A 15,649-nucleotide genomic window follows, 5' to 3' on the forward strand; every position below is an offset into this window, starting at 1 on the left:
CCGCCGCCTCTGCCCGCGATCGCACCGGCACTGATGCACAACGCAGCAAGCACGAGCAGGAGATTGCACAATCCACGCCGTTTCATGATGCTCACCCCGAGCGCTCTCTAGCCTCATAGGACAGTTTAGGCGTCGGAAGCCGTTTTTTCCGGCACACGTTGACGCGGCGCATCACGGCGCGCGGCCTGTGCGTCAAGCGCGCGTGATCGATGCGCCTCGCACCGCTCGCACGCTCACGTTTGTTCAGCGGGCACGAACGAAATGATGTTCTATCTTCGCGCGCAAGACGCCATCGACAGCCGCGAGTTGTTCGCGCAGGCGAACCGCTTCACGCTCCGAAACTTCGCCGAACACGATCCTCTGTTCGAGAACGTCGCCGAAGCGGGTAACGGCCCACCGGTCGACCACGATCTGTTCCCCTTCGAGCACGTCGGCGGCCGTCGAAACGACGCCGAGATTCAGGCCGGAAACGAGATGAACCGTATGCGTCAGCGTGAAACCAGGAAGACAGTGCGAGAGATCCTCGCAGGGCGTGGAGGAAGAGGAGGCTGCGATATCCTGGCGCATGGTGGCTCCGGAAGAAAGTTGATCGAACCGGTGCCAGCTGCGCTGCTCCCGTTTCGTTGCCGCAAATCGGCCGCATCGCCTCGAAGGCGTCCACCTTGCCCGGGAGGGCAGGTTGGCGTCGGTCAGTCCGACTCTGGATGCATTGCTACTCGTGCTTGCTTCACTCTCGTTCGATATCTCGAACGAGCTTTCATTATACCGAAATCGAGGAACGGAACAAGCCGTGACGCTTTGCGCGAGGCGCCTACTTCCTGGGAATCGGGCCACGCGATTCGGCCGCTCTCAGAAAATCGAAGTCGGCGCCCTTGTCTGCCTGGGTCACGGTATCGAGGTACAGCTTGTGATACCCCCGGCTTGCCGTGGGCACCGTAACCGGGTTCGACTCTCGCCGACGCCGCAGTTCTTCGTCGTCCACGAGCAAGGTAATTTCGCGGTTCGCCACGCTCAGGCGGATGCGGTCCCCGCTGCGGACGTGCGCAAGCGGGCCGCCTATCGCGGCTTCCGGCGTCACGTGCAGCACGATCGTCCCGAATGCCGTGCCGCTCATGCGGCCATCGGAAATCCGCACCATGTCCTTCACCCCGGCGCGCGCCAATTTCTTCGGGATCGGGATATAGCCGGCCTCCGGCATACCCGGCGCGCCTTTCGGCCCAATGCATTTGAGGACGATGATGTCATCGGCATGCACGTCGAGGTCGTCCGAGTCGATGCGGTTCGCCATGTCGCTCGCGTCCTCGAACACGACAGCGCGGCCAACGTGCTCCATGAGCGCCGCGGAGGCGGCCGACTGTTTGATGATGGCTCCGCCGGGCGCGAGGTTGCCGCGGAGCACGGCCAGGCCGCCTTGTGGGTAGACGGGCGCGCCAAGCGGCTTCACCACGTCTTGCGCGAAGCGGGGCCCCGCGCGCTCCATCTCCTCGCCCAGCGTTCGGCCGGTCACCGTCATGGCGTCGAGATGAAGCAACGGCTCGAGTTCACGAAGGAGCGTGGCCATGCCGCCCGCCCGATGGAAATCTTCCATGTAGTGCTCGCCGGAAGGCTTGAGGTTGAGGATCACCGGTGTTTCGCGACCCATGCGGTCCACCGCATCGAGATCGATGTCGAAACCCATGCGTCCGGCGATGGCAGCAAGATGCACGATGCCGTTCGTCGACCCGCCGATGGCGAGCAGGACGCGCAGGCCGTTTTCGAACGACTCCGCGGTGAGTACCTGATCGACAGTGAGCCGTCGTCTCGCCATCTCCACGGCCTGTGCGCCGGTTTGCTCGGCAACGCGCATGCGGTCAGAGGTCACGGCCGGGGGCGTCGCGCCGCCCGGCACCGTCATGCCCATGGCTTCCGCCACGCAAGCCATCGTGCTGGCCGTGCCCATGACGGCGCACGTCCCCACGCCCGGCACGAGCCGCTCGTTCACCTCGGCGATCTCTTCGGCCGTGACCTCGCCCGCACGAAACTTGCCCCAGTAGCGGCGGCAATCCGTGCACGCGCCAACGCGTTCGCCGCGATGCGCGCCCGTCATCATGGACCCGGTGATGAGCTGAATGGCGGGAATGCCCGCCGATGCGGCGCCCATCAACTGCGCGGGTACCGTCTTGTCACAGCCGCCGATGAGCACGACCGCGTCCATGGGCTGTGCGCGAATCATCTCCTCGGTATCCATCGACATGAGATTGCGCATGAACATGCTCGTTGGCTGCGAGAAACTCTCGTGGATGGAAATGGTCGGAAACTCCATCGGCAAACCGCCCGCCAGCAAAATGCCGCGCTTGAGCGCCTCGACGAGTTGCGGCACGTTGCCGTGACACGGGTTGTACGCGCTCCCCGTATTCGCGATGCCGATCACCGGACGCTCCAGCGCGTCGTCGGTATAGCCGGCGCCCTTGATGAAGGCCTTGCGCAGGAATAGCGAGAAGTCCGTGTCGCCGTAACTGATCAGTCCGCCGCGCATGCCATGGGGGCCATGGGAATCGTTTTCGTCGCTCTGGTTGTTCTCGTTGGGGAAGCTCTTCTCGGACATGGGCACATCCTCGGTTCGTTTCGAATGCCGTCGCCAATCAGCGCATTGAGAGCGTACAGCGAACACGCGCAATGAGCAGGCACCACGATATTACAAAATGCCTGCGAGAACGAATGGAACCCGATGCGCGCAAACCCCGATCATTCGAGGTATCGCATTTGCGCGCTGCGTGTATTTCGGTGCATTGAACCTGGCCATGTCGACGAACCATTCCAGCCGCGATTCCGCCAACGACGCCTCCCGCGCTTCCAGCGCGGCGGCCAGCAAAAAAGCGCCTGACCGCCCCCATGGCGCGCCGTCTGCCGCTGCGTTGCCCGCGCGCAAGCAACCCGCGCCGCCCTGCACGCTCGTGATCTTCGGCGCCGGGGGCGATCTGACCAAACGCCTGCTGATGCCCGCCCTTTACACCCTCGCCGCCGATCGCCTGCTCGACGAGGGCACGAAGATCATCGGCGTCAATCATGGCGAGCGCGAAACGAAGGCCTGGTGCGACGATTTGCACGCCGCGCTGCTGAAGTTCGCCGCCGATAAGGCGAGCACTTTTCACGCCGGCAAGCTCGACGATGAAGCGTGGGACTGGGTCGCGCAGCGCCTCACCTACATGGCCGGCGATTTCGAGGACGACACCGCCTATGAACGTCTCGCGCAGCAGCTGAACGGCAAGTCGCCCGGCAACGTCGTGTTCTACCTCGCGGTGGGCGCGCGCTTTTTCAAGCCGATCAGCGAACGGCTCGGCAACGCCGGTTTGCTCCACGAAGGCAAGGACGGCGATGGCCCGTTCCGCCGTCTCGTGATCGAAAAACCCTTTGGCGCCGATCTCGCTTCGGCGCGCGACTTGAACCGGCATGTGCTGCGCTACGCAAACGAGTCGCAGGTCTACCGCATCGACCATTTCCTCGGCAAGGACACGGTGCAGAGCATTCTCGCGCTGCGTTTCGCCAACGCGATGTTCGAGCCGGTGTGGCGGCGCGAATGCATCGACAGCGTGCAGATCACGGCCTCCGAAGTGATCGGCGTGGAAGGCCGCGGCAGGTTCTACGAGCAGACCGGCGCGTTTCGCGACATGGTGCCGAACCATCTCTTCCAGTTGCTCGCCATGATCGCGATGGAGCCGCCCAATTCTTTCGACGCTCAAGCCGTGCGCAACCGGAAAGTCGAGGTCTTCGAGGCGCTCGAGCCGCTCACCCCCGCCGACGTGGTATTCGGGCAATACGCAAGAGGCCCGGCGGGCGTGGGCTATCGCGAAGAACCGGACGTGGCGAAAGAGAGCCGCGTCGAAACCTATGCCGCCGCGCGCGTGCACATCGACAACTGGCGCTGGGCGGGCGTGCCGTTCTATCTGCGCACCGGCAAGCGGCTGGCCGCGCGGCGCACGGAGATTTCGGTCCAGTTGAAGTGCGTGCCATTTCTCCTCTTTCGCGACACGCCCGTCAACACGCTCGCGGCCAACGTGCTGACGCTGCGCATCGACCCGACGCACGGCACGAGCTTCGATTTCAACGTGAAGACGCCGGGGCCGGTCATGCAGATCGGCGCCGTGTGCTCGACGTTCGACTATGACGACTTCTTCGCGGCCCATGCCAATGTCGGCTACGAAACGCTGCTGTACGATTGCATGCTCGGTGACCAGACGCTCTTCCAGCGCGCCGACGGCATCGAAGCGGCGTGGGCGGCGGTGGATGGCGTGTTGCATCCGGAACACGACGCGGCGCTTCGCGTGTACGACTACGCCGCGGGCAGCGAGGGCCCGGCGCAAGCCGATGCGCTGCTCGCGCGCGACGGCCGGGCATGGCGCCCGCTCGCGCGGGCCGAACCGACGAAGACGTGAACCCGATAGCCAAGGAGGACGAATGGTCAAAAGGAAAAGCCCGATCCGCGTGACGACCGCATCGCAGGACATCGGCGACATTCTCGCCATCGACATCGGCGGGACCGGCCTGAAGGCCGCGATCGTCGACGCCGCGGGCGTCATGCGCACCGAGCGCGTGCGGGTGCCCACGCCGCATCCCTGCCCGCCCGAGTTGCTCGTCGATACGCTCGAAAGGCTCGTCGCTCCGCTGCTCGAGGCGTATCCGTCTACGCACGTCTCGATCGGCTTTCCTGGATTCGTGCGCAACAATCATGTGCTCACGGCGCCGCATCTCGGCCCGCAAGGCTGGAGCGACGTGCCGCTCGCGCAGATGCTGGGCGAGCGCCTCGGCATCGCGTCGGTGCGCATGATCAACGACGCGGAAATGCAGGGCCTCGCCGCCATCGAAGGCCACGGCCTCGAATTCGTCATGACGCTCGGCACGGGCGTGGGCACCGCGATGTTCCGCGACGGCGAACTGATGCCTCACCTCGAACTCGCGCATCATCCCGTCAGCAAGAAGCACGCGTACGACGAGTACATCGGCGACGCCGCGCGCCACAAGGCCGGCATCAAGCGCTGGAATGCGCGCGTCGAGAAGATCATCGGCATCCTCCAATCGCTCGTGCATTACGACAAGCTGTGGATCGGCGGCGGCAACGCGGGTCGCCTCGTGTTCGATCTGCCGCCCAATGTGGCGACCGTTCCAAATGACCGCGGCATCGAGGGCGGCGCGCGCCTGTGGCATCCGCGCTCGGTGCGCGAGACGCGGCAGTTTCCGGCGGCGACGCAGCGCGCGGGCAAGTTCCGCTAACGCGGCGCCAATTCACCGACCAACGTTCGCTGGCCCGGCGCGGCGCGCTTACGCGCGCGTTGCGCCGCTGCGCTTGCGAGCGGGCGCCGCAGCATCCGCGAAGAGTTCGATCACGAGTTCGCGCAGCCAGCGGTTGCCTTCGTCGTGCTGCACGCGCGCGTGCCAGAGGAGGTGAATGGGCGCCGCGGGCAGCGTCATCGGCAGCGCGCACATGCCGAGCGAAAACGGCTTGGCCAGTTGCAGCGCGAGCCGTTCGGGCACCGTGGCGATGAGGTCCGTGCGCTGGAGGATGTAGCCCACGCTCATGAAATGCGGCACCGTGAGCCGCACCTGGCGCTTCACGCCGCGCCGCTTGAGCCACTCGTCGACCTGGCCGTGCCCGGTGCCGGCCGACACCACCACCAGATGCTCCGCTTCGCGCCAGGCCGCAAGCGTGAGCGCGGCCTCCTCCAGCGGATGGCCGCGCCTGAAGAGGCACACATAGCGCTGATCGAAAAGCCGCCGCTGATAGAAGCCGCCCTTGAGCTGCGGCAGCAAACCGATGGCGAGGTCGACGCGGCCGTCGGCCATCTCCTCGCTGAGATTAACGCCCGTGTTGCGCACGGTATTGAGCGCGACCCCCGGCGCCGCGCGCGAGAGGCGCTCGAGCAGCGCGGGCAGGAACACGACTTCGCCGATATCGGTCATGCCGATGGTCGTGGTGCGCGTGGCGCGCAGCGGGTCGAAGCCCGTCACGGGATTGAGCGCGCCATGCAGCGTGGCGAGCGCCTGCGCCACCGGCTCGGCGAGACGCTGCGCGAACGGCGTGGGCACGACGCCGCCCGGCCCGCGCACGAAGAGCGGATCGTCCAGCAGGCGCCGCAGCTTCGCGAGCGCGTTGCTCACGCCGGGCTGGCTCATGTTCATCTGCTCGGCCACGCTCGCCACGCGCCGCTCACGCATGAGCCGATGAAAAAGCAGCAGCAGATTGAGGTCGATGTCGCCCAGTTCCATACATTCTCCTCAGTGATGAAGCAGATTCATTCCATTTTATTGTGGAATGAAGATCGGCCGCTGACAATACGGACACGGCGCGGACACGGCGCGGAGACGGCGCATCGCATCCCATCGCAACCCGGCGCACGGGTGTGCGTTCACGCCAGCCATAAATCTGGATATCGGAGACAAGTCATGAAACAGATGGACCTGAAGATCGCGATCGTCGGCGCCGGCATCGGCGGCCTCACGCTGTCGCTCGCGCTGCGCGAGCACGGCATCGATGCTCAGCTCTACGAACAGACAGACGAACTGCGCGAAGTGGGCGCGGCCGTCGCGCTCTCGGCCAACGCCACGCGCTTCTACGAACGCATGGGCCTGCGCCCCGCCTTCGAAAAGGTATGCGCGGAAGTGCCCGGGCTCGTCTACCGTGATGGACGCAGCGGCGCCCTGATCGGCCATCATCGCGGCGCACCCGACTATCGCGAGCAATTCGGCGGGTCTTACTGGGGCGTGCATCGCGCCGATTTGCAGGCGGTGCTGTCGAATGCGGTCGGGCTCGAGCGCATCAAGCTCAGCCATCGGCTGGTCGATCTCGCCCAGCATCCCGACCGCGTGAGCCTGGCGTTCGCGAACGGCCAACGCGTCGAGGCCGATCTGGTGATCGGCGCAGACGGTGCGCGCTCGATCACGCGGCGCTGGATGCTGGGCTACGACGACGCGTTGTACTCGGGCTGCTCGGGCTTTCGCGGCGTGGTGCCGGCGGAGCGCCTCGACCTGTTGCCCGATCCCGAGACCATCCAGTTCTGGGTCGGGCCCGGCGGCCATCTGCTGCACTACCCGATTGGCGATAAAGGCGACCAGAATTTCCTGCTGGTCGAGCGCCACCCCTCGCCGTGGCCGTCGCGCGAGTGGGTGATGCCCGCCAGCGAAGGCGAGCAACTGCGCCTCTTCAAGGACTGGCATCCGGCCGTCGTGCAGATGATCACGGCGGTGCCGATCAGCCAGCGCTGGGGTCTGTTCCATCGGCCAGCGCTCGGCCGCTGGAGCAAGGGGCGCGTGACGCTGATCGGCGACGCCGCGCACGCGCTCGTGCCGCACCACGGCCAGGGCGCGAACCAGTCGATCGAAGATGCCGTCGTGCTGGCCGCGCAGCTGGGCAAGGCGGGGCCGGGCAACTGGCGCGAAGCGCAGGAAGCCTACGAGCGCCTGCGCCGGGGCCGCACGCGCAAGGTGCAGTACGCTTCCATTTCGACGGCGGACGTGCTGCATCTGCCCGACGGCCCCGCGGCTCACGAGCGCAATGCGCGGCTCGGCTCGCGCGAGGGCGTGCTCCATCACCTGGACTGGATTCACGACTTCGATGCGCTCGCGCAGGAGCCGAACGAACGCCAGGGTGGAACGTGGCTTTGACGGGGCAGCGAACCGCGCCGTTAATGATCTGTTAATCTCGGCACTCTACAATCGCCGCTGTCAACGGACCATTATTCCGCAAGGAGCCCCCATGCAAAACACCGCCGTCCAGCGCTATGACCTCGTAGCGCGTCTGTTGCACTGGCTGATCGTCGCCCTCGTGGTGGCGCAGTTCATCATCGGCTGGACCATGCCGGACGTGCACCGCGATACGCGCCCGGATGGTGAAATCGCCTGGCACCTCGGCGTCGGCACGGCGCTCATCGCCGCGATGGCATGCCGTCTGATCTGGCGCGCGACCCATCGGCCGCCGCCCGACGACCAGACGCCATTCATGCGCGCCGTGGCAGCCCTCACGCATTTCGCCCTCTATGCCCTGGTCATCGCGGTGCCGGTGCTGGGGTGGATCAACGCGTCGTCGCGCGCGTGGGCCGTTACGCTGTTCGGCGCCATTCCCTTGCCCGCGCTCTCGCCCGCGGGCTCGTCGTTCGGGCACGCTATGGGCGACGTCCACGGCGTGCTGGCGTGGGTGCTGTTCGCGCTCGTCTGCCTGCATGTGGCCGCCGCGCTCTTCCATCGTTTCGTGCTCAACGATGGCGTCCTGCAACGCATGAAGCTCTAACCGTCATTCGGCGCGGCGGGGCGCATCGGGCTCCGTCACGAAGCCGACCCTGGCGAGCCCCGCGGCGCTCGCCGCCGAGAGCAGCTTCGCAATGCGGCCGTAGGGTGTCGCTCGGTCGGCCGAGAGGCGGATCTCGGGCTGCGGCGAGAGCCGCGCGGCTGCCGCGAGCCGCGCCGATAGACCGGAGTCCTGAACAGGCTGCGCATTCCAGCTCATGCGCCCCTGCGCATCGACGACGATATCCACATGCGGCGCCGCCACATCCTCGCGCTGGCTGTTCGCGCGCGGCAGCGCAAGCTTCGCGGACTGATGCAGCACGGGAAGCGTCACCATGAAAATGACGAGCAGCACGAGCATCACGTCGATCAGCGGCGTCATGTTGATGTCGGCGGCCGGCATCGCTTCGTCATCGAACTCCCGATCTTCGTTCATGCCCGCTCCTTCGCCACGGCGGGCGCCAGCGGTGCGCTGCCGGTCAGCAACAGCGCGTGCAGTCCGAACGCGAACCGGTTGAGCTGCCCGACGATATCGCGCGACACACGCGCCAGCGTGTGATGGCCGAGCACCGCGGGAATCGCGACGCACAAGCCAAGCGCAGTCATGATGAGCGCCTCGCCCACCGGCCCGGCCACATGGTCGAGGCTCGCCTCGCCGCTCGCGCCGAGCCCCAGCAGCGCATGGTAAATGCCCCACACGGTGCCGAGCAGGCCCACGAACGGCGCGGTGCTGCCAATCGAGGCGAGCAGGCCCAGGCCGCGCTGAAGATGCGCCGCGCTCTCACTCACCGAAGCCTTGAGGCTGCGCTGCAGCCAGTCGCTCAGATCCACGCGCGCCCGGTGCCCCGCCCCGCTCGCCTCGTGCTGTGCGAGCGCGCGCCGGCCCGCGCTCGCCAGTTCGAAGAACGGCGTGCCTGGCTGGCCCAGCGCTTCCATGCCATCGGCGCCGGTGCCCGGGTCCCCGAAGCAGCGCTGCGCGGCGCCCGCACGCCGGCGCAGACGCGCGAACTCGATCGCCTTCAACGCCATCACCGACCACGACGCAATCGACATCGCGGCGAGCAAGGCCGCGACGAAGCGCGTCATCGGATCGCCCTGAGCCCACAGGTGCGTGATTCCATAGGTTGGCATGACGTCCTCCGCTTTATTCACCGGGTCATTCGCTGAGATTGAACGTGAACGGCACGTCGGCGCGAGCCGGCGCCGGTTTGCCGCTCTGCGCGTAAGGCTGGCAGTGACTTTCGAGCGCCGCGTTGCGCGCCGCTTCGTCCAGCCGCGCATAGCCGCTGCTCGTCGCGACGCGCGCGGCGACTACGTGGCCATCCGCTGCGGTTTCGAGTTCGATGACGGCAGTGCCCGCTTCCGCGCGGCGCAAAGACTGCGCCGGGTAATCAGGCTTCGTTAGTGAGCAGTCCAGATGAGCGACGCGATGCGGTGTCTCGGCGACGGGTTCGGCTGCCGCCTGCGGTTGGGGCTGCCGTGCGACGGCTACGGGCGGCGCTGGCACAGCGGCTTGCGTCGCGGCGTGGACATCCGTCGGGGCAGTCACTGGCGTCGCGGCCCTTGCCTGTGTCTGGGCACGCGTGTGTGGCGCATCATGCGGTGGAGGCGCCTCGGCAATACTTCGCACTGCATGCTGAATTGGTCGATTGGCCGACGGCGTTTGCCTGTGCGCTTCGTTCCTTTGCGGCATCGCTGGAATCGTTGGAATCGCTGGCAGCGGTGCGATCAATACCGCCTCGATCGTCCTCGCGCGCAGAGGCTCGCTGCGCTGTAGCGGGGCCTCCCACTGCACTACGGCAAGGAGCACCGCATGCAGCGCAAGCACGCCCGCAACGACAACGGCGATCGACAGCCGCCGCCCCGCTGCTTCCCGCCGCGCGAATGCGCCGCGCTCAAACCGCGGGCCATCCCCACGATCGAAGCGCGCAACGGCCGAGCCCATGACGATCCCCCCGCTCAAAGCGCCAGCGAATTCTGCTTGCTGCGAAACACGATAGGCCGCTCGTCGTCGCGCTTCGGCCGCCGCGCGAACTCCACGGCCTGCACGATCTCGCCATGGTGCGGCGATTTCTCGCATACGGGGTCGGCCGCCCTCGCGTCGCCGGTCAGCAAGTACGCCTGGCACCGGCAGCCGCCATAATCGGCGTGACGTTCGTCGCAACTGCGGCACGGCTCACGCATCCAGCCGTCGCCGCGATACGCGTTGAACGCGTCGCTTTCGTACCAGATCTGCCGCAGCGGAACGTCGCGCACGTTCGGCAACACGAGGCCGGGCAATGAACGCGCCGCGTGGCACGGCAACGCCGCGCCATCCGGCGCAACGCCGAGAAACACGTTGCCCCAGCCACTCATGCAGGCTTTGGGCCGTTGCTCGAAGTAATCGGGCACGACGAACAAAATGCGGCACTTCCCGCCTATGCGGGCGCGATAGCGGTTCACCGTCTCCTCGGCTTCGCGAAGCTGCTCGACGGTAGGCATCAACTGATCGCGGTTGAGCATCGCCCAGCCGTAGTACTGCGTGTTCGCAAGCTCCAGATAATCGGCGCCGAGTTCGAGCGCCATATCGATGATCTCTGCCACGTGCGGCAAATTGAAGCGATGCAGCACGCAGTTGAGCACCATGGGATAACCGTGCGCCTTCACGAGCCGCGCGACATCGCGCTTGCGTTCGAAGGTGCGCGTGTTCGTGAGGAAGTCGTTGAGTTCGCGCGTGGAGTCCTGCATCGACACCTGGATATGATCGAGCCCGGCGGCCTTGAGCCGCTCGATTCGCCCGGCGTTCAGGCCGATGCCCGACGTGATCAGGTTCGTGTAGAAGCCGATCTGGCGCGCATGAGCGACCAGCGTTTCCAGATCGTCGCGCAGCAACGGCTCGCCGCCGGAGAAGCCGATTTGCGCGGCGCCCAGTTCGCGCGCGGCGCTGATGGTCGCGCGCCAGGCTTCGGTGTCGAGTTCTTCGCCGTGCCGCGCGAAGTCCACCGGGTTGTAGCAGAACGCGCAGTGCAGCGGGCACCGGTACGTCAATTCGGCGAGCAGCCACAGCGGCTTGGGCAGGAGAGCGGGATCGGGCGCCATGTCAGTCGAGCCAGCCGCGCAGCCGCGCATGATCGAGAAACCGGTAGACGTCGGGCGCCAGCTCCGACGTGCTGAAAAGGCGCTCCAGTTCGCCGATGATCTCGTCGAGTTCGTGCGCGCCGTCACATCGCGCGAGTATCTCGCCCGCGCTCGAATTGAGCTTCACCATCCCTTCGGGATAGAGCAGCACGTACGCGTCCTGGGCCGCCTCCCATTGCAAGCGGTACATGCCGCGCAAACGCGGCCGCAGCGGCACGCCGCTGCCTGCATCGGTCACTATCGGGTTCATATGGGCCATGCCTTTTCGACCGCATCGAGGATCGACCAGAGAATATCGAGCTTGAACTGCAGGATCTCGACCGCGCGCCGCTGCTCGGCGGCCGTGCGGAAATGGCCCAGCGTCACTTCGAGGCCGTGTTCGACGTCGCGCTGCGCGAGCGGTACCCGGCTGCGGAAATACCCGAGCCCCTGCGGCTCGATCCATGGGTAATGCGAAGGCCAGCCGGCCAGGCGGTCGAGGTGGATCTGCGGCGCGAACATTTCGGTGAGCGACGAGCACACCGCCTCCTGCCACGGCGCGCGCCGCGCGAAGTTCACATAGGCGTCGACTGCGAAGCGCACACCGGGCAGCACATCCCGTTGCGACCACAACGTTTCTCGATCGATGCCTACCGCCTCACCCAGCCGCACCCAGGCTTCGATGCCGCCTTCGTTTGCGCCTTGCCCGTCGTGGTCCACGAGGCGCTGGATCCAGCGGCGGCGCGTTTCGCGATCGGGGCAGTTCGAGAGGATTGCCGCGTCCTTGAGCGGAATATTGATCTGGTAGTAGAAGCGGTTCGCGACCCAGCCGCGGATCTGCGCCGGCGAGCAGCGACCGCTGTTGAGCATCCGGTTGAACGGATGGTGAATGTGATACCGCGATTCAAGGGCGCGCAGACGTGACTCGAATTCGTTCGCAGTCCACGGTATCTCATGCGCATCGGTCAACGTAAAAGGTGCGTTCATTTTCATACCTGAAACTGCATGCCGTCGTGAGCCACGTCGATACCGTGTGCGCGCAGCTGCGCGTGCTCGACGGAATGCGGGTCGAGAATCGGGTTCGTGTTGTTGATATGCGTAAGCACCTTGCGCGTGCCACGCGGCAGCGTATCGAGCCAGTCGATCATGCCCGGCCGCCCGCCGTCGCCGCGCTGCGCGAGGTGTCCCATGTCGACCGCGTGCTTCGTGGATAGACCGAGATCGATCATCTCGGTGGTCGTCCAGAACGTGCCGTCCACGAGCACGAGGTCCGCGTTGCGCATGGTGTGGAGCACATCGGTGCTAACTTGTGCGAGACCGGGCGCATAGAATGCGCGCGTTCCCGCATTGGTGTCTTCGATCAGGAGTGCCACATTATCGCCCGGCACCGAGGCCTCGCGGCGCGGCGAATAGGGCGGTGGCTTGCTCTCCACGGGCATGGCGGTAAAGCGCAGGCCATCGCATGCCGCAATCGTGAAGGGCTCGCCTGGCGCGACCGCGTGTGCCTCGACGCCACAGTAGTGGCCGAGCAGCGGCACGAGCGGCAATCCGCTCGAAAGGTCGTCGAGCACCGGCGCGCAGGCATAGAGCGGCAGCGGCGAGGTGCGCTCGCGCAGCATCAGCAAGCCGGTGACGTGGTCGATCTGCGCGTCCGTCAGCACGACGGCCGCGAGTGCGCTGTCGCGCATTGCGCGCGCGGGCTGCAGGTCGCAATGCGAACGCAATTGCGTCAGCAGATCCGGCGAAGCATTGACGAGCACCCAGTCCACGCCGTCGCCGCTCACCGCGATCGACGACTGCGTGCGCGGCAGCACGTCGCCGCGCGCATGCCGTGCGCGGCGGCAGTTCGCGCAGTTGCAGTTCCATTGCGGCAGGCCGCCGCCCGCACCCGAACCCAGTATCCTGATCTTCATGATCGTTCTCTTCGCAGGCCGCCCGCCACGCCTTCATGGCCGCGCGGACGGCACGCTGCCGTGCGCTCAGCGGTTGGCGATATACATCGTGATTTCAAAGCCGAAACGCAGGTCGGTGTATGAAGGGGTGGTCCACTGCATGACATGTCTCCTTGTTTGAGGTTGCATCGCAATACCGCATCGAATGGGTGCGGCCAGTCTCTTCAAAGCAAAGCCCATGCCGATGTGAGCGCGCGCCCGCCTGATACGTTCAGTGCGGGCGCGCGGCAAAGGGTGTTGCGTTTCGGAACACGGGTGCTACAAGATGCAACACCCGTGGGACAGAGGAAGGGGGAGAGGTCAGCCCGGCGACTGGCGCAGAACGCGCTTCAAGCGCCGCCAGAGCCACGGCCCGGATCGACAGCGGGCATCTTGCGATAGATGGTATTGCGCGACACGCCCAGCGCCCGCGCCGCCGCCGAGACGTTGCCTCCGTGCCGCGCGAGCGTGGCGGCGATCATCGAGGCGGTCACGTCTTCGAGGCGCGCGTCCTCCTGCACCAGGGTATCCGCAGGCGCGGGCGACGCCGCCATGGCCTGCGCTTCGCCGCGGCAGCGCAGATCGTCGAAGAAGTCGTCGGGCAAATGCTCGCGCCGGATCTGGCCGTCGTCGTCGACCATGGCAGCGGCGGTGCGCAACAGGTTGCCGAGTTGCCGGAAGTTGCCCGGCCAGGCGCAGCGCTCGAACAACGCCATCACATCCGGCGCGACAGTGAGCGGCTCCCGGTCCGTACGCCCGTGCGATTCCTGATGCAGCAGCTTCTGGATCACGACCGCGAGATCGGTGCGGTCGCGCAGCGGCGGCAAGCGGACCACGAGGCCATTGAGCCGGTAGTACAGGTCTTCGCGGAAGCGGTTCTGCGCGATCATCTCGCGCAAATCGCGGTGGGTCGCGCAGATGATCGCGATATCGACGGGAATCGTCTTCGTCGAGCCGAGCGGATTGACGATGCGTTCCTGCAGTACGCGCAGGAGGCGCACTTGCAGTGGATAAGGCATGTCGCCAATTTCGTCGAGAAACAGCGTGCCGCCGTTGGCCTGCAATAGCTTGCCCGCCGCGCCTTTGCGCCGCGCACCCGTAAACGCCCCCTCTTCGTAGCCGAATAGTTCCGATTCGATCAGCGTTTCGGGAATCGACGCGCAATTCACCGCCACGAACGGCTGATCGCGGCGCGGCGAATCGTTGTGGATGGCCTGCGCGAGCAATTCCTTGCCGGTGCCGGTCTCGCCGGTGATCAGAACCGGAATGTCCTTGCCGATCACCTTGCGCACCTTCGCGATCACGAGCGCGACCTGCGGATCGCCCGTGTCGAGATAGCTCAGGCGCGAGAGGCCCATGGAAGGCGGCTGCGCCGCCGCACAGGCGGGCACGGCCGCCGCATCGTGCACGACCGCTGGCCGGCTGCCCGGCGCTTGCGTCGCGCGCCTGAACTGGACGCGCGCGCAAACGACCGCCCCGTTGGTCAGATTGAGCATGAGGTGCGGCTCGAGGCTCGCGCGCATGCGGTCGATGAGTTGCGCGCTCGTGGTCTGGAACAGCGACGACAGCGTGTGCGCGCGCAGCGCGGCGAGCGGCAGGCCGAGCTGAAACTGCGCGCTGCGGTTCGCCGAAAGAAAACGCCCATCGCTCGTGAACGCGACGATGCCTTCCATCAGCGTGCCGAGGAACTCCGCTCGGCCGTGAAAGGAGACCTGCAGCGTCTCCTGAAAAGTCGTGGCGAACAGATGATTCTCGATCATCTGCACGGACATGCGCGCGAGCGCCATGGTGTGCTGGTGGTAGCTGCGATGATCGCCCGTCACGTCGAGCACGCCGATCACGTCGCCATACGGATCGAAGATCGGCACGCTCGAACACGTGAGAAAACGGTTTGCCGCGAGGTAATGCTGGTCGCCGTGCACGACCATCGCGCAGCGCTCGGCAAGCGCGGTGCCGATCGCGTTGGTGCCCTGGCGGTCCTCGGCCCAGTTCGCGCCGGGACGCAGCGCGACCTTTTCGGCGCGCTGGAGAAAGTCGTCGTCGCCGATCGAATGCAGGATCAAGCCTTCGGCATTGGTCAGCACGATCATGCTTTGCGTATTGACGATCTGCTCGTGTAGCGTCTCCATGACCGGCATCGCATGCAGGCACAGCACGCGATTCTGTTCGCGCTTCAGTTCGAGGCTCGCGCACGTAAGCACATCGTAATCAGGCTTCACCGTCGTTCGCAGACCGAAAGTTTCCGATCGCTCGTGCGCTTTCTGGATCGCTGGCGCGGGCCAGCCATTGGACATCGCGACCGCTTGCCCTGCGGCCATATGAACTTCGTCGCGCATTCTCTCCTCCACGATTGGCCGGTACCTTGCCGG

Annotated in this window: 16 protein-coding genes and 1 riboswitch; of the genes, 4 read left to right on the plus strand and 12 right to left on the minus strand. The window is 66.0% G+C overall.

From position 1 onward, the window contains the following. Positions 1 to 243: 243 nt before the first annotated feature. Positions 244 to 567 carry a hypothetical protein gene (locus tag VSR34_RS22345; RefSeq protein ID WP_154671235.1) on the minus strand — a complete coding sequence of 108 codons (324 nt, stop codon included), beginning with the start codon at positions 565 to 567 and terminating at the stop codon, positions 244 to 246. A gap of 42 nt (positions 568 to 609) precedes the next feature. Continuing rightward, positions 610 to 713, minus strand: a riboswitch (SAM-I-IV-variant riboswitch). Positions 714 to 811: 98 nt separating this feature from the next. Then, positions 812 to 2,584 carry an IlvD/Edd family dehydratase gene (locus tag VSR34_RS22350; protein WP_342963587.1) on the minus strand — a complete coding sequence of 591 codons (1,773 nt, stop codon included), beginning with the start codon at positions 2,582 to 2,584 and terminating at the stop codon, positions 812 to 814. A 196-nt stretch (positions 2,585 to 2,780) separates the two neighbouring features. Here VSR34_RS22350 and zwf point away from each other — a divergent pair, with 196 nt between their 5' ends. Further along, positions 2,781 to 4,412, plus strand: a complete 1,632-nt coding sequence (gene zwf, locus VSR34_RS22355) for a glucose-6-phosphate dehydrogenase (RefSeq protein WP_342963588.1) — start codon at positions 2,781 to 2,783, stop codon at positions 4,410 to 4,412. Between the two features lie 22 nt (positions 4,413 to 4,434). After that, complete coding sequence (locus tag VSR34_RS22360) at positions 4,435 to 5,247, plus strand: ROK family protein (protein ID WP_342963589.1); 813 nt, start codon at positions 4,435 to 4,437, stop codon at positions 5,245 to 5,247. A gap of 48 nt (positions 5,248 to 5,295) precedes the next feature. Here VSR34_RS22360 and VSR34_RS22365 read toward each other — a convergent pair whose 3' ends face one another. Next, entirely contained in the window at positions 5,296 to 6,240 is a 945-nt protein-coding gene (locus tag VSR34_RS22365) for a LysR family transcriptional regulator (RefSeq protein ID WP_028212493.1), read from the minus strand. A gap of 177 nt (positions 6,241 to 6,417) precedes the next feature. Between VSR34_RS22365 and VSR34_RS22370 the strand changes: the two genes are divergently transcribed. Next, the gene (locus VSR34_RS22370) at positions 6,418 to 7,635 is read left to right on the plus strand and encodes an FAD-dependent monooxygenase (protein WP_028212492.1); all 1,218 of its coding nucleotides are present in this window, start codon (positions 6,418 to 6,420) and stop codon (positions 7,633 to 7,635) included. Positions 7,636 to 7,726: 91 nt separating this feature from the next. Then, entirely contained in the window at positions 7,727 to 8,257 is a 531-nt protein-coding gene (locus VSR34_RS22375) for a cytochrome b (RefSeq protein ID WP_342963590.1), read from the plus strand. Positions 8,258 to 8,260: 3 nt separating this feature from the next. On the opposite strand, the gene VSR34_RS22380 is transcribed toward VSR34_RS22375, so the two are convergent. From VSR34_RS22380 to VSR34_RS22420, 9 genes are all read right to left on the minus strand, one after another. Continuing rightward, entirely contained in the window at positions 8,261 to 8,689 is a 429-nt protein-coding gene (locus tag VSR34_RS22380; RefSeq protein ID WP_028230910.1) for a biopolymer transporter ExbD, read from the minus strand. After that, on the minus strand, positions 8,686 to 9,384 hold the full coding sequence (locus VSR34_RS22385) for a MotA/TolQ/ExbB proton channel family protein (protein ID WP_028212489.1): 699 nt from the start codon (positions 9,382 to 9,384) through the stop codon (positions 8,686 to 8,688). The genes VSR34_RS22380 and VSR34_RS22385 overlap by 4 nt, the downstream gene beginning before the upstream one ends. A 25-nt stretch (positions 9,385 to 9,409) precedes the next feature. Continuing rightward, entirely contained in the window at positions 9,410 to 9,802 is a 393-nt protein-coding gene (locus tag VSR34_RS22390; RefSeq protein ID WP_161635525.1) for an energy transducer TonB, read from the minus strand. A 410-nt stretch (positions 9,803 to 10,212) separates the two neighbouring features. Next, positions 10,213 to 11,331 (minus strand): pyrroloquinoline quinone biosynthesis protein PqqE, encoded by a 1,119-nt coding sequence (gene pqqE / locus VSR34_RS22395; protein WP_342963591.1) that lies wholly within the window; start codon positions 11,329 to 11,331, stop codon positions 10,213 to 10,215. Between the two features lies 1 nt (position 11,332). Continuing rightward, on the minus strand, positions 11,333 to 11,620 hold the full coding sequence (pqqD, locus tag VSR34_RS22400) for a pyrroloquinoline quinone biosynthesis peptide chaperone PqqD (RefSeq protein ID WP_028212486.1): 288 nt from the start codon (positions 11,618 to 11,620) through the stop codon (positions 11,333 to 11,335). Then, entirely contained in the window at positions 11,617 to 12,336 is a 720-nt protein-coding gene (gene pqqC / locus VSR34_RS22405) for a pyrroloquinoline-quinone synthase PqqC (protein WP_028212485.1), read from the minus strand. The genes pqqD and pqqC overlap by 4 nt, the downstream gene beginning before the upstream one ends. Before the next feature lie 2 nt (positions 12,337 to 12,338). Further along, positions 12,339 to 13,262 (minus strand): pyrroloquinoline quinone biosynthesis protein PqqB, encoded by a 924-nt coding sequence (pqqB, locus tag VSR34_RS22410; RefSeq protein WP_028212484.1) that lies wholly within the window; start codon positions 13,260 to 13,262, stop codon positions 12,339 to 12,341. 66 nt (positions 13,263 to 13,328) lie between these two features. Beyond that, complete coding sequence (pqqA, locus tag VSR34_RS22415) at positions 13,329 to 13,403, minus strand: pyrroloquinoline quinone precursor peptide PqqA (RefSeq protein WP_006485436.1); 75 nt, start codon at positions 13,401 to 13,403, stop codon at positions 13,329 to 13,331. A 227-nt stretch (positions 13,404 to 13,630) separates the two neighbouring features. Continuing rightward, entirely contained in the window at positions 13,631 to 15,616 is a 1,986-nt protein-coding gene (locus VSR34_RS22420; RefSeq protein ID WP_028212483.1) for a sigma-54-dependent Fis family transcriptional regulator, read from the minus strand. Between the last annotated feature and the right edge of the window lie 33 nt (positions 15,617 to 15,649).

Source organism: Paraburkholderia sp. JHI2823 (assembly GCF_038900695.1).
In the GTDB taxonomy this organism is placed as follows: Bacteria; Pseudomonadota; Gammaproteobacteria; order Burkholderiales; family Burkholderiaceae; genus Paraburkholderia; species Paraburkholderia mimosarum.

What these genes read in the sequence shown, in the direction of transcription:
- zwf (WP_342963588.1), top strand. Translation starts at nt 2,781, where the DNA reads ATGTCGACGAACCATTCCAGCCGCGATTCCGCCAACGACGCCTCCCGC.
- VSR34_RS22345 (WP_154671235.1), bottom strand. Translation starts at nt 567, where the DNA reads ATGCGCCAGGATATCGCAGCCTCCTCTTCCTCCACGCCCTGCGAGGAT.
- VSR34_RS22420 (WP_028212483.1), bottom strand. Translation starts at nt 15,616, where the DNA reads ATGCGCGACGAAGTTCATATGGCCGCAGGGCAAGCGGTCGCGATGTCC.
- VSR34_RS22385 (WP_028212489.1), bottom strand. Translation starts at nt 9,384, where the DNA reads ATGCCAACCTATGGAATCACGCACCTGTGGGCTCAGGGCGATCCGATG.
- pqqB (WP_028212484.1), bottom strand. Translation starts at nt 13,262, where the DNA reads ATGAAGATCAGGATACTGGGTTCGGGTGCGGGCGGCGGCCTGCCGCAA.
- VSR34_RS22360 (WP_342963589.1), top strand. Translation starts at nt 4,435, where the DNA reads ATGGTCAAAAGGAAAAGCCCGATCCGCGTGACGACCGCATCGCAGGAC.
- pqqC (WP_028212485.1), bottom strand. Translation starts at nt 12,336, where the DNA reads ATGAACGCACCTTTTACGTTGACCGATGCGCATGAGATACCGTGGACT.
- pqqE (WP_342963591.1), bottom strand. Translation starts at nt 11,331, where the DNA reads ATGGCGCCCGATCCCGCTCTCCTGCCCAAGCCGCTGTGGCTGCTCGCC.
- VSR34_RS22350 (WP_342963587.1), bottom strand. Translation starts at nt 2,584, where the DNA reads ATGTCCGAGAAGAGCTTCCCCAACGAGAACAACCAGAGCGACGAAAAC.
- pqqD (WP_028212486.1), bottom strand. Translation starts at nt 11,620, where the DNA reads ATGAACCCGATAGTGACCGATGCAGGCAGCGGCGTGCCGCTGCGGCCG.
- VSR34_RS22365 (WP_028212493.1), bottom strand. Translation starts at nt 6,240, where the DNA reads ATGGAACTGGGCGACATCGACCTCAATCTGCTGCTGCTTTTTCATCGG.
- VSR34_RS22380 (WP_028230910.1), bottom strand. Translation starts at nt 8,689, where the DNA reads ATGAACGAAGATCGGGAGTTCGATGACGAAGCGATGCCGGCCGCCGAC.
- VSR34_RS22370 (WP_028212492.1), top strand. Translation starts at nt 6,418, where the DNA reads ATGAAACAGATGGACCTGAAGATCGCGATCGTCGGCGCCGGCATCGGC.
- VSR34_RS22375 (WP_342963590.1), top strand. Translation starts at nt 7,727, where the DNA reads ATGCAAAACACCGCCGTCCAGCGCTATGACCTCGTAGCGCGTCTGTTG.